The following is a 13,327-nucleotide window of genomic DNA, read 5'->3' on the forward strand; positions in this document are numbered from 1 at the left end:
TTTTTAGTCAAGTGCATCATAACTATCTGATACCTTCATCATTAACTTTTTCTCATAAAGCTTGTTTGTTTTTATCCACTGATAATGACAAACATATCCAACCTTAATGGGCTATTTAATATTAAACCCTGCGATTAATTTGCTTATTCCTATTAGCGGTGCACTAACTGCAAATTTGACCGAGTTAATCTGCGGTGAATGAGAAGTTTGGTATATCTGAAATAGGGATTTTTACCTTAACACTTATATTTCGTGTGGTGGGCTGATTTGCATTGTTGGTGATGGTAATTAGCGTTGGCATTGATAGTCAGATGCTGTAAGGCTTGCAAGCATGTTATTTTTAGGTATTTATTCCGTTGGAAAAGCCACGCGTTTGTTAGCTGCGTACTACTGTTATAGCCTTGTCGTTTAGCTGTACCTAATTTACTGCATGCTGTGTACATATTAGTCACTTTGGTTAAATCGAATTCTTTGATAAGGCCAATTGTAATTATCTTTACCTAACTTAAGCTTTCTATCGTAAACTCAACTTATTGCGCGAGAACATTGAGCCATAGTGGCTGAATAAGTTGAGGTTATATGGCTGGTATCGATAGACAAAGTACCTTGAGATTTTTATCCGAGCCTGCGGATGTCAATTTTGGCGGTAAAGTTCACGGCGGCGCGGTGATGAAGTGGATCGATCTCGCGGCCTATGCTTGCGCTGCGGGTTGGAGCGGTAAATATTGTATTACCGCCTATGCCGGTGGTATTCGTTTTGTACAGCCGATTTTGGTGGGTAATATCGTTGAAGTCAGCGCTAAAGTTATTTATACCGGCAAGACCTCTATGCATATCGGTATTGATGTGCGGGCGGGGGATCCTAAAGTATCTGAGCGTCACCTTACTACCCACTGTATTGTCATCATGGTGGCTGTAGATGAACAGGGTCAACCCACGCCAGTACCTGAGTGGCTACCACAAACGGATCATGATATCCATTTGCGAGATTCAGCATTGCGCCTGATGGAAATGCGTAAAAAGATTGGCGCCGAGATGGAAGCTCACGTAGTAAAATAACGTGATAAATTATATCAACAAAGGTGCTTCTAGCGCCTTTGTTGTTTGTACCGAAAAGTGCGTTTGCCACTCGGTTTGATTTATCCCTGACGCGTTATACTGGCAGGATGTTAAACTGCGTTCTTATTTCCCCTCCCGCTTATTACCGCAAAGAAATCTATAGATTGAAACACTTGCTAGCATTTCTCGTGTTTGTTACTGAAGATTTAGCGGTAATATATTGGGTAGAGGATACAGAACCAGACTCCGCAAGTTCTAATTAATTGATCTTGTTTACCTATTTGAGGATCGCTTCATGGCAAAAGTTGCATTTATTGGTTTAGGCGTAATGGGATACCCCATGGCGAGACATTTACTCAACAAAGGCCATGAGGTCACTGTTTATAATCGCACTTTTACCAAGGCGCAAACTTGGGTTGAAACCTATGGTGGTCGCTGCTGCGCCACACCCAAAGAGGCGGCTCAAGGGCAAGAATTTGTGTTCACCTGTGTCGGCAATGATAACGACTTGCGTGAAGTCGTGTTAGGTAAGGATGGCGTTATTCATGGTATCGAAAAAGGTACGGTATTAGTTGACCATACAACAGCTTCAGCCGATGTAGCGCGTGAGCTCTATCAAGTGTTAGCCCCAAAGGGCGTTCACTTTCTGGATGCGCCAGTGTCTGGTGGTCAAGCGGGCGCTGAAAATGGACTATTAACTGTGATGGTCGGCGGCGATGAAGTCATATTTGCCCGCGCTAAACCGATTATTGAAGCTTTTGCTCGTTGCGCCGAGCGTCTCGGTGATGTTGGTGCTGGCCAGTTGACAAAGATGGTTAACCAAATCTGTATTGCCGGCGTGGTGCAAGGTTTGGCTGAGGCACTGCAGTTTGCCCGTAACGCGGGGCTTGATGGTGAAAAAGTGATTGAAGTCATTAGCAAGGGCGCGGCGCAGAGCTGGCAAATGGAGAATCGCTACAAGACGATGTGGGGCCAAAACTATGATTTTGGTTTTGCAGTCGATTGGATGCGTAAGGATTTAGGTATTGCCTTAGAAGAAGCCCGTCGTAATGGATCACACTTGCCATTAACCGCGTTGGTGGATCAATTCTATTCCGAAGTGCAGAGCATGGGCGGAAATCGCTGGGATACCTCTAGCTTGTTGGCGCGCTTAGAGAAGTCAGCTAAGTAAGTCTTGTCTTAAGTTTTACTTTAAATGTTAGCGATAATAAAAATGCCCAGATTTATGAGTCTGGGCATTTTTTTAAAATCTTTTTTGGTCAAGTATTTAATTGAAATGCTTAATCTTGCCAGCAAATGTGGGTGATTAAACTATGGCTTTCACCTGGGGCGAGTACCAGTTTATCTTCTAACACATTGGCGGCTTCTAAGCAGACCATAGTGAGATAATCCTCTGCATTAAAACGACCTAGCCGTTGAGATTTATCTATCCAAGGGTTCCACAACACGGCAGACCGGCTGTTCTCACGACTGACTTTGATAATCCCTTGCGGCGTATGCAATCGCTGTACTGGGCCAAGCTCGGTATAAACTCGGTCGGTTTCACGATCAAAGTGCACTTCATCAGTGGTTTGAGGATAAGGTCCTTCGCCAAATTCGATATATTTTGAGCCATTAAAACCGCTCGCTTTGAGTTGGTGAATATCTTCAATTGGAAAATAGCTGTGCAGTGCTTGAGTTAGGGTGACTGCTTTATCGCCTAAGTTGGTATTGACCAGACTAATACTTAATGTCTCGCCTAGTGTAAATAACACACTCACTTGAGTATTGTGCGGCCAATAGATTTTATCTTGCTCACTAATTTTTAAGCTGAAACGTAAATGCACTAACTGATCACGCATTTCAACCGACTCAAGCGCCCAAATACGGGTACGGGCGAAACCATGCTGAGGAAAATTAGGCTCGCTACTCATGCCAAACCAAGGCCAACATACTGGCACACCGCCACGGATCCCATTACCGGGTTGATAATCGTCAGCCGAAGAAACCCACAGTAAAGGTGGTTTGCCTACGGGTTGAAAATAGTCGATTTGTGCGCCCTGTAAAAAAATTCTTGCCTGACATAGCGCCGAGTTCACTTCGACATAATCGAGGCCATTGGCGTGCTTTTTGGTAGTGACAGAACCCATAGTAAAAATATCCTCAACTCGGATGATGTAGCAAAAAATACAGATGCTTAGCTTACAAACTTTTGCGACTCAGTATAAGGCTTTGTTGCGATCAATTTACAGTTTTGCTGTTTGTATGTGTAAACAAAAGCCAAAACTCATGCTGAGGGGATCTTCCCTTTTTGGCAAATGTCGTTAAAGTGGTCGGAGCACTTAGTAGAATTGCGTCTAACTAAAAAAGGGAACCGACTATGCCAGTTTATCAAGCGCCGCTGCGCGACTATCAATTTATCCTCGATGAAATGTTACACATCTATCAGCAAGATGCACTTAAAGGGTTTGATGAAATTGACCCTGAATTAGTCAATGCAGTTTTACAAGGCATGGCTGATTTTTCAACTGAGGTCATGTTACCCCTAAACAGTGTGGGTGATGTGCAGGGATGTAAACTGGTCGACGGAAAAGTGATTACGCCAGATGGATTTCATGATGCTTACCAACAGTTTGTTGCTAATGGCTGGGCAACACTGACCTGTGATCCTGAGTTTGGCGGCCAAGGTTTACCTGAAGTCGTTGGTATTTTTGCAGCTGAAATGCAAACGGCAACCAATATGGCCTTTGCCATGTATCCTGGGTTAACCCACGGTGCGTATGCCGCTATTCACGCCCATGGTAGTGATGCATTAAAGCAAAAATATTTGAGCAAATTGGTTAGCGGTGAGTGGACTGGAACCATGAACTTAACTGAGTCTCATGCTGGCACTGACTTAGCATTATTACGTACCAAAGCGGTTCCCGTATCTGAAGGTCTTTTTGCCATTACGGGCGAGAAAATCTTTATCTCATCTGGCGATCACCAGCTCACCGACAATATAGTGCATTTAGTGCTTGCTCGTTTGCCAGATGCACCTGAAGGCGTTAAAGGGATTTCGTTATTTGCCGTACCTAAAGTGTTAGTTAATAGCGATGGCAGTTTAGGGGCGCCGAATACTTTGTATGCCAGCGGTCTTGAACACAAAATGGGTATTCATGGTAACTCAACCTGCGTGATGGTGTTTGATGGCGCGCTGGGCGAGCTAGTGGGCGATGCACATCAAGGACTGCGCGCCATGTTTACCATGATGAACCAAGCGCGTTTAGGCGTGGGCGTGCAAGGTCTTGGTGTGTCTGAAATAGCTTATCAAAATGCGTTAGCCTACGCTAAAGATCGTTTACAGAGCCGCGCCTTAAGCGGCGCGAAAGCCCCTGAGAAAGCCGCCGATCCGATTTTGGTTCACGGTGATGTGCGCCGTATGTTGTTATCGCAAAAAGCATTTAATGAAGGCGCGCGTGCACTCGTTGGCCAGCAAGCCCTATGGCTTGATGAAGCTGAGCGTCATACTGATCCTGCCAAAGCTAAAGTCGCCTCTCAATTAGCCGCATTATTTACACCAGTAGTGAAAGGCTTTATCACGAATAGAGGTTTTAATGCTTGTGTTGATGCGCAGCAAGTCTTTGGTGGACACGGCTATATTCATGAGTGGGGTATGGAACAATTTGTACGAGATAGCCGTATAGCCATGATTTATGAGGGGACTAACGGTATTCAGGCATTGGATTTAGTCGGACGTAAATTACTGGCTGATCGCGGCGCCGCGATGCAGCAGTGGTCGGCTTTAGTCACTGAGTTTATTAAATCATACAGCAACAATGCCGCAATGCAGCCTTATGTGAGCGGTTTGATGGATTGTGCTGGCGATTTGCAAAAAGCCAGCGGTTATTTAGCCTCGCAAGCGGCGACCAATCCTGACATTATCGGCGCGGCCTCTATGGCTTATCTAGAATTGTTTGGTGTGACTGCGCTGGCGTGGATGTGGGCCAGAAGCGCCGCCGTTGCATTAGCGGCATTGGAGCAGGGCAGTGAAGAAACCGCATTTTATCAGGCTAAACTCAAAACCGCCGATTTCTATATGGCTTACTGGGCTGTACAAGGTCGCAGTTTACGTAAGCAAATCGAGCAGGCGAGTGAAATGCTAACGCAATTAGATGAAGCTATTTTTTAAGCATTCACCTTATAGGCTGAGTGAAGCCTTTGCTTAAGAACAGCTCAAGAGTCGCCAAAAACCAGCGCATTGTCGCTGGTTTTTATTTTTATCCTCTCTAAATCTTTAGCTGTTGTCATGCCTCTATTCCACGCCAGTATTGAGCTCGATACTGTGAGTCTTTTGCTTATCCCACATTAAAACTTCTATCTAAGGTCCGTGCTACTGACGCTCTTTTCGTTTTAGTCATAACCAAACACAACAAGGGTTATGTGAGCTGACGCTAGCTATTTACCTAACAGATTTCACATTTATGTAAATTCAAATGATAATCGTTGTTATTCGTAAATCATTCTTTATAATGACGGCCAATTCGTTTGAATACATTTGTAAACCCTTTGGTTTATGCCATTTTTATGCGCTCGCGCTGGGGACATTCTGTGAAGACTCGTTTCGCCTACTCATTAATTGCACTTGCACTCGCTCAACATCAGTCGGCATTCGCCGCTGAAACTGTACTCGATAAAGAGGCTCCACAGCAGACCTTGTCTACAAGCTCACCCGTTGCAAGTCCTGCATCGACTGAGCCTGCAGCCTATGAGCAAGTTAAGTTGGCAGCACCTGAGCGTATTGCCGTGCATGGCCGCGCGATGCAAATGTACGTCGATAAAGAAACAACGGTTGGCACTAAGACGGCGATTAATGTGATGGAATTGCCGCAGTCGGTGCAAGTGCTGACCGAGCAGTTAATCGTTGACCAAGCAGCGCGCAATATTACCGATTTATACCGCTCAATCGCGGGCGTGAGTGAGTTCAGTTATTCTGGCGTGACCTTTCGCGGTTTCCGTGACGATGCCAACGTCTTTTATGATGGGGTAAGGGGCGATCCCTATTCGGGATTTTCTGTGCCGCAACTGTTTAATGTGCAGCGGGTTGAAGTGTTAAAAGGCCCGGCATCGGCACTTTATGGCGGCGGTGAACCCGGCGGCATGATCAACTATGTCACTAAAAAACCAACTTTTGTTGAGAGTAAAGAGCTGACATTGAGCACTGGCAGCGAGGATATGATGGGTGGCTCGCTGGATTTGACCGGCGGCTTAACCCAAAATCTCGCCTATCGCTTTGGCGCCTATTATCAGCAGGAAGATAGCTTTCGGAATAATGCCGATAGCCAAAATGCCGAAGTGGCGGGTGGGTTACTCTACGAAATCAGTGATGATACTAAGCTCACCACGACCTTCGATATTATTAAGCAGGATTTAGGCGGTAATCGGCTGCGCGGCGTGCCTGTCGATAATGACGGTAACTTCCTTGTTGCGCCATCCTATAATGCCAATGAGAAGAGTGACTTCCAGAAGATGGATGCCGTGGTGCTGCAATCGATTCTCGATCATCAATTTAGCGATAATTTCTCGGTCAAGACTCAGATCCGTTATCTGAATAATGATTCCACGCAGCAATATCATGAATCGAGGGGGTGGGCGACCTTAGATGCCAATAAAAAGCCCGTTATGGGTGATGGCACCATTAAGCGTGAATACCGAGTGCAAGCTCGCGCCAACGATGAAATCAGTTTAACCAATGATTTTGTTTATGCATTCGATGCCTTAGGTTTTGAACATGAGTTCCTGTTCGGTGGTGATTATCACTATGTTGAAACCGAATACAGCTACAAGCTGGCGACGGATAAAACGGGCGTCGGCAACCTGAATATTTTTGATCTTAATTATGGTGAAACTGACCCTAGTACTTACACGCTGCAAGACAAAGATACCGATGGCACCCGCGTTAATCGCTATGGCGTGTATGTGCAGGAACATCTGCACTTTGATGAACAGTGGTCATTGATTGCTGGTCTGCGTTTCAGCCAGTTTGATGACTATGATAAAAAGACCGGTTTCTCCTTCAGCGATAACGCGATAACGCCAAGAGCTGGGCTTAATTATCGTCCAATCGATTCAATGTCCTTTTATTTGAATTACTCAGAAAGCTTCAATCCAGCATCTTTAACCAATCAAGCGGAAGATATTGATGACGGTTTCCTCGATCCAGAAACGGGCAATCAAATTGAGCTGGGGATGAAAAATGAATGGCTTGATGGCCAGTTTATGACCACGCTCGCTGTGTATCGCATTGAAAAACAAAATGTCGCCCAAGCTAATCCTTTAGATACTGGCGATGACGATGGTATTCCCGCTTTACTTAATTTGGGTGAAGTACACAGTCAAGGGGTTGAATGGACGCTGGTGGGGGATTTAACCGATAACCTGACTGTTACGGCAAACTATGCCTATAACGAGACTGAAGTGGTTAAAGGAGTCACTAACGACAGTTTAACCAATACCTTCGACAGTAAGCACTTTGCCAATGCGCCGCGTCATCAAGCGGGGATATGGACCCGTTACGATATCAATGCACTCGATTCGGCGATTGCCTTTGGTATGGATTATGTGGGCGAGCAGTTCAGCCTCGATGGTCAAATAGTGAAGCCCCATACGATTTTTGATATGAGCTGGACGACTCAGTGGGATCAAACTCAAGTTCGTTTAAATCTTAAAAATATCTTCGACAAAGAATATGCCGTCAGTGGGTTTAGCGAACGTAATGGCCATTTCCCCGGTGAGCCGCGTAATATCACGTTAGAACTGAGTCATAAGTTTTAATGCATTGATGTGAAAATAGCTTGTTCGTTAAGGATGACGAACAAGCTAACCTTGCTCATCACTGCCGTGATTTCTGCCAGTATTTGCTGTCGTTATCATCACCGGCTAATGCTTGTACACTATCTTAATAGTATTTTCCTATTAAGATGATAGCTTCTATCCGTTATCCTTTCTCATTCGTCTTGTTTAGACTCGCCTTATATGAATTATTCGATAAGGTTTCCCTATGCACGCCGTCAGCCATTTAGCCTCCCAAGACGCTCAATCTAACGCTAGCCCACAGGTGGCCCTGATTGCAGAAGGTGGTGGTCAACGCGGTATTTTCACCGCAGGCGTGCTCGATGCTTGGCTTGATGGCGGATTCGATCCCTTCGATTTATTTATTGGTACATCTGCAGGTTCACAAAATCTCAGCAGTTTTTTGGCCCGTCAAAAGGGTTATGCCAAACGCTTAATCCGCGGTTTGTCGCGGCATAAACGATTTTATCGACTCGGTCGCGGGTTAGTCGGCGGTAACGTGGTCGATTTAGATTGGTATTTTGAGCAGACGCGACAAGGAATGTTTAAATTAGATCTTAACGCGGCAACAACCTCACTCGGTGATCGGCAGTTACTGATCACCACTACCAATGCCAGTGATCGTAAGGGTTATTTTTTAAGTCCAAGCAGTAAAAGCCAGTGGCGCGAATTGCTTAAAGCCTCCAGCGCATTGCCATTTTTGTATAAACAAGGTGTGAAACTCACGCCTTGGCTAAATGATAATGCCTGTAATAGTGACAAGGCCTGTAATAACGGCGCGGCTAATCATAGCGGGTCGCATCACAGCGCAGCATTGAGCGAAGCTATCGACAGTGACTTTTATCTCGACGGCGGCTTAGCAGCGCCTTTACCTGTGCGTGAAGCTTATCACCGCGGTGCCCGTAAAATCGTGGTGATCCGCACTGTGAGTGAGGATTTTCAAGCGCAATCGGCTTGGGTTCATAAATTAAAATCTTGGATTTGTGTTTCTGGCTTTTGTCCTAAAACCATTGATTATTTAGTGCAGCACGAACAAGCCTATCAGGATGAACTGGATTTTATCGCCAATCCTCCCGAGGATGTAGAAATCGTGCAAATTTTTGCCGCTGAAAACTTGCAAAGTAAATTACTAGGCAGTACCGATGCCGATTTACGACATGATTATCATGCGGGCATCGCGGCGGGTCAGTTTTTTTTAGCCCAAGATCCGATGGCGTTGGCACAAAATAATGTTTACTTTCACCGCCAAGCTGACACTGACTCTCACACGCAAGTCCAGGGGCACACGCTCGCCCAAATGCAGCCAATCAATGCGTTGTCGGCTTAGTTTATGGAGATTGAAACCCCGAACGGAAAAATAGTATTAATGTCAGCTTCATCTAAATGCAAAAACCACCCTAATGTGGGTGGCTTTTACGACGCTAATAAAACCAGCTGTTTTGCTTGGCTATCATTTTTTATTTATCTAACGTACTTAATATACTTAAGTTAATTGTTTCAACCCAATTAATAGCTTGAGGTGTGTACAGAGCGTACTGCTCGGCCAGATGGGTCGATAATACCGCGTAAGCTTTCGTCCCAAGCCAGTGCTTCAGGCGTTGAACAGGCAACAGATTTACCACCAGGAACCGTTTCAGCAGCGCCGCTCAGTGGGTAATGCTCCTCAAAGAAGCAACGATAGAAATAGGCTTCTTTGGTTTCTGGCGTGTTATATGGGAAACGGAATTTCGCGTTTGCCAGTTGTAAATCATCCACGCGCGCTGCCGCTTGTTCTTTCAAACCGTCAATCCATGAGTAGCCCACGCCATCACTGAATTGTTCCTTTTGACGCCATGCCACTTCTTTTGGCAATTTGTGCTCAAAGGCTTGGCGCAGAATGTGTTTCTCGATGCGGCCATCCTTAGACATTTTTGCTTCAGGGTTGATGCGCATCGCCACATCCATAAACTCTTTATCAAGGAAGGGCACACGGGCTTCTAATCCCCATGCGGCCATGGCTTTGTTGGCACGTAAACAGTCGAATAAATGCAATTTATCGAGTTTGCGGACTAATTCCTCGTGGAATGCCTGTGCGTTTGGCGCTTTATGGAAGTATAAATAACCGCCAAATAGCTCATCAGCGCCTTCGCCAGACAACACCATTTTAATACCCATAGCTTTGATTTTACGCGCCATTAAATACATTGGAGTGGCAGCACGAATCGTCGTGACATCATAGGTTTCTAAGTGATAGATCACTTCTTTAATCGCATCTAAGCCTTCTTGGAAGGTGAAATGGATCTCATGGTGAATTGTACCAATGGCATCGGCGACTTTTTTGGCGGCGATTAAATCTGGTGCGCCTTCAAGACCAACGGCAAAAGAATGCAATTGTGGCCACCAAGCGTTAGTTTCACCATCGTCTTCAATGCGGCGTTTAGCAAAGGTTTGTGTCACGGCGGAAATGATTGATGAATCTAAGCCACCTGATAGCAACACACCATAGGGCACATCTGACATTAATTGGCGTTTTACCGCGGCTTCTAATGCGTCACGTAATTCTTCTTTGTTTGCTGGGTTATCTTTAACCGCATCGTAGCTCTGCCAATCGCGAGTGTAGTATTTCACTGCGGCTGCATCGCTTGAGTACAAATATTGACCGGGTAAAAATTCTTCTACCGTTTTACATACTGGCATTAGTGCTTTCATTTCTGAGGCAACATAGAAGTTACCCGCAGCGTCACGGCCTGTATATAGCGGAATAATACCCATGTGATCGCGGCCGATAAGGTATCTATCTTGAGCTTTGTCATATAACACAAAAGCGAAAATACCGTTTAGTTTATCAAGGAAATCAGGACCGTATTCTTGATACAACGCCAGAATCACTTCGCAGTCAGAGTTGGTTTGATAACTGTACTTATCGCCTAGCTGGGCTTTCAATTCTTTGTGGTTATAGATTTCACCGTTGACCGCGAGGATCAAGCTGCCATCTTCTGTTAGCAGTGGCTGAGCACCGTGTTCAATGTCAACAATCGCTAAACGTTCGTGGGCAAGAATGGCTTTATCACTGGCATAAATACCTGACCAGTCAGGGCCACGGTGGCGCATTAGCTTAGACATTTCTAGCGCAACTTGGCGCAGTTCTTTGGCATCAGATTGGATATCTAAAATCGAAAAGATTGAACACATAGTACAACTCCCACACTGTCTGTCATTTGAGGATGTCTCAATTGAGTGTTAATGTGCCAGCAATTAGGGAATTTGCCAAACACTATTTTTGATGATTTATCTGTTTATTGGTGTCTTTGTTGATTTAGATCTTTGCTTTTGGTTTGTTTTATTAATGATAAATCATTAAAATGCGGTTATTTTTGGTGATTTGTTTTTATTGTATTGTTTAGGGGGAGAGGTTTTGGTGAATTCATAATGCTTTTAAGCAATGTGCCGATTGCAAAAAAATTATCAAAAATAGCGTAAATGGCGAGTGTAAAAATGTCAGTGTTTTATTATTAGTCAATTCACCCTCAGTTATCTGGCATTAACCAATAGCATAAGCTGGTGCGTAACCATATTATGCAGCGAAATTAAGCGGCTAGTATTCAATCAACTCAACATGTTTAGTGGGCTAAAAACAAAAAAGCACGTGATGGGATCACGTGCTTTTAAATCTTATCGAGTGCTTTGTCTCATCGGTGCTCACCGAGTTAGCGCTTTATGCCGAAAGCCTTTTACTCAACCCTATTCAATAGCACCGATTATTTCGTATCTGTCACGAGCTGTGTTTTGGCTGGTCGCAGGCTATTGAACTCGGTACCTTGATAGTATCCTGGCCAATCTTGGCTATTACCTAGTGCACGAGTGGCTTGGTAATACACTTGCAAGTCTTGCAGTGCGCCGCTTAAATCCCAGTTTTCATGGTATTCATCGCAAACATTGTGATAACAGCCTTTCATCGTGGCTTGCATCTGGGTTTTATAGGCAGCAGTGGCGTCATCAATTGCTTCATTACCGCCACCGGCAAATACCGCAGGGATACCCAGTTTGGCAAAGCTGAAGTGATCTGAACGGAAGAAACCGCCCGAAGCGGGATTTTTTTCACCCATTGAAATGCGGTTTTGTTGTGTAGCCGCCTCGATAAGGTAGTTTTCTAACTCCGACTTCCCTTTGCCGACGATGGTGTAATCCTTGGTTTTACCATAGATATTGGTGCTATCAAGGTTCAGTACCGCGACCGTTTTATCAATAGGATAAAGTGGATTAGCGGCATAATAACGCGAGCCGAGTAAACCTTGTTCTTCACCTGTGGTAGCTATAAAGGTGACCGAGCGCGCTAAACCGTGACCCTCTTTTGCATTGTCGGCTAATTGTCTGGCGATTTCGAGAATGCCAGCAGTGCCCGAGGCATTGTCCATCGCACCGTTATAAATTTGATCGCCTTCTTTTGTTTCATCTTTACCTATGTGATCCCAATGGGCGGTATAGAGAATTTGTTCATCGGCTTGTGTGCTACCCGTGAGCGTGGCGACCACGTTGTAACTATTTGCATATTCGGCTTTATTCTTAAAGGCGATGCTGGCCGTTTGCTCAAGGGGTAAATTTATCGGGCTATCGGCGGCACGCGCCATGAGGTTTGGTAGTGATAAACCTGCTTTCTCAAAAAGTTGGGTTGCGGTATCTAAGGCGAGCCAACCTTCGACTTGAATTCGGCTATTTTGCTCGGCTTTACTCAGCACCAGATCTTGCTGCGCGCCTGTCCAGCTATTTTCCACCACTGACCAAGGGTAAGAAGCGGGTTCAGTATCATGGATGATCAGTGCGCCAAGTGCACCTTGACGGCTGGCCTCTTCAAACTTATAGCTCCAGCGGCCGTAATAGGTCATGGCTTTGCCATTGAACTTACCCGAGTCAGGGCGGGCAAAGCCGGGATCGTTAACTAAGATCACCGCGATTTTGCCTTTCATGTCGAGATCTTGGTAATCATTCCAAGCATATTCGGGTGCGTTCACCCCATAGCCCACAAAGACTAATGGTGCATTTTCAATATTAACGCCACCGTTATCGTGACGGCTGCTGAGCACCAGATCTTGACGATATTTAAAGGGTAATCCTGCCAGTGTCACTTGCTGCGCTTCATCTGCGGTATAGCTGACCATAGGCACAGGTTGTAAAAAGCTGCCTTGGTATGCGCCTTTAAGCCCCATATCGGCAAAGGCTTTGGTCAAATAATCCAAGGTGAGTTTTTCACCATGAGTGGTTGGCGCACGGCCTTCAAATTCATCGGATGATAGCGTTTTAATATCATTTCTAAAACGTGCTTCATTAAACTGCACTGGTTTGAGTTCAGCTAAAGCGCTGGTGCCATCGGGTACAGATGTATTGGGACTACAGGCGCTGAGCATAGCTAATGCACAGAGTGGAGACAGACGTAGCATAGGTTAATCCTACTGTTGTTTTAATTAAAAATTTTAGATTTCTG

8 protein-coding genes are annotated in these 13,327 nt (G+C 45.1%); 5 read left to right on the forward strand and 3 right to left on the reverse strand.

The window, feature by feature from the left end; genetic code table 11:
* The first annotated feature begins 579 nt into the window (after positions 1-579).
* Both BW947_RS08355 and BW947_RS08360 read left to right on the forward strand, forming a co-directional pair.
* A complete protein-coding gene (locus BW947_RS08355) occupies positions 580-1,059 on the forward strand; it encodes an acyl-CoA thioesterase (RefSeq protein WP_076498394.1) in 480 nt (159 codons plus the stop codon).
* A 295-nt stretch (positions 1,060-1,354) separates the two neighbouring features.
* Positions 1,355-2,230, forward strand: a complete 876-nt coding sequence (locus BW947_RS08360; protein WP_076498396.1) for an NAD(P)-dependent oxidoreductase — start codon at positions 1,355-1,357, stop codon at positions 2,228-2,230.
* A gap of 109 nt (positions 2,231-2,339) precedes the next feature.
* On the opposite strand, the gene BW947_RS08365 is transcribed toward BW947_RS08360, so the two are convergent.
* Positions 2,340-3,188, reverse strand: a complete 849-nt coding sequence (locus BW947_RS08365) for a D-hexose-6-phosphate mutarotase (RefSeq protein WP_076498398.1) — start codon at positions 3,186-3,188, stop codon at positions 2,340-2,342.
* A gap of 230 nt (positions 3,189-3,418) precedes the next feature.
* Between BW947_RS08365 and BW947_RS08370 the strand changes: the two genes are divergently transcribed.
* The 3 genes from BW947_RS08370 (at position 3,419) to BW947_RS08380 (ending at position 9,196) form a co-directional block, all read left to right on the forward strand.
* Positions 3,419-5,209 (forward strand): acyl-CoA dehydrogenase C-terminal domain-containing protein, encoded by a 1,791-nt coding sequence (locus BW947_RS08370; RefSeq protein ID WP_076498400.1) that lies wholly within the window; start codon positions 3,419-3,421, stop codon positions 5,207-5,209.
* Positions 5,210-5,604: 395 nt separating this feature from the next.
* Positions 5,605-7,851 carry a TonB-dependent siderophore receptor gene (locus BW947_RS08375; RefSeq protein ID WP_076498402.1) on the forward strand — a complete coding sequence of 749 codons (2,247 nt, stop codon included), beginning with the start codon at positions 5,605-5,607 and terminating at the stop codon, positions 7,849-7,851.
* 226 nt (positions 7,852-8,077) lie between these two features.
* Positions 8,078-9,196, forward strand: a complete 1,119-nt coding sequence (locus tag BW947_RS08380; RefSeq protein ID WP_076498404.1) for a patatin-like phospholipase family protein — start codon at positions 8,078-8,080, stop codon at positions 9,194-9,196.
* A gap of 179 nt (positions 9,197-9,375) precedes the next feature.
* On the opposite strand, the gene asnB is transcribed toward BW947_RS08380, so the two are convergent.
* Together asnB and BW947_RS08390 are read right to left on the reverse strand one after the other, a co-directional pair.
* Positions 9,376-11,040, reverse strand: coding sequence for an asparagine synthase B (gene asnB / locus BW947_RS08385; RefSeq protein WP_076498406.1), 1,665 nt, complete (start codon positions 11,038-11,040; stop codon positions 9,376-9,378).
* 566 nt (positions 11,041-11,606) lie between these two features.
* A complete protein-coding gene (locus BW947_RS08390) occupies positions 11,607-13,283 on the reverse strand; it encodes a M28 family metallopeptidase (RefSeq protein WP_076498408.1) in 1,677 nt (558 codons plus the stop codon).
* Positions 13,284-13,327 lie beyond the last annotated feature (44 nt).

The sequence above is a fragment of the Shewanella morhuae genome (assembly GCF_900156405.1).
GTDB classification, from domain to species: domain Bacteria; phylum Pseudomonadota; class Gammaproteobacteria; order Enterobacterales; family Shewanellaceae; genus Shewanella; species Shewanella morhuae.

Excerpts from the sequence above, each read along its gene's own strand:
- BW947_RS08355 (WP_076498394.1), top strand. The coding sequence starts at position 580 with ATGGCTGGTATCGATAGACAAAGTACCTTGAGATTTTTATCCGAGCCT.
- BW947_RS08360 (WP_076498396.1), top strand. The coding sequence starts at position 1,355 with ATGGCAAAAGTTGCATTTATTGGTTTAGGCGTAATGGGATACCCCATG.
- BW947_RS08365 (WP_076498398.1), bottom strand. The coding sequence starts at position 3,188 with ATGGGTTCTGTCACTACCAAAAAGCACGCCAATGGCCTCGATTATGTC.
- BW947_RS08370 (WP_076498400.1), top strand. The coding sequence starts at position 3,419 with ATGCCAGTTTATCAAGCGCCGCTGCGCGACTATCAATTTATCCTCGAT.
- BW947_RS08375 (WP_076498402.1), top strand. The coding sequence starts at position 5,605 with ATGCGCTCGCGCTGGGGACATTCTGTGAAGACTCGTTTCGCCTACTCA.
- BW947_RS08380 (WP_076498404.1), top strand. The coding sequence starts at position 8,078 with ATGCACGCCGTCAGCCATTTAGCCTCCCAAGACGCTCAATCTAACGCT.
- asnB (WP_076498406.1), bottom strand. The coding sequence starts at position 11,040 with ATGTGTTCAATCTTTTCGATTTTAGATATCCAATCTGATGCCAAAGAA.
- BW947_RS08390 (WP_076498408.1), bottom strand. The coding sequence starts at position 13,283 with ATGCTACGTCTGTCTCCACTCTGTGCATTAGCTATGCTCAGCGCCTGT.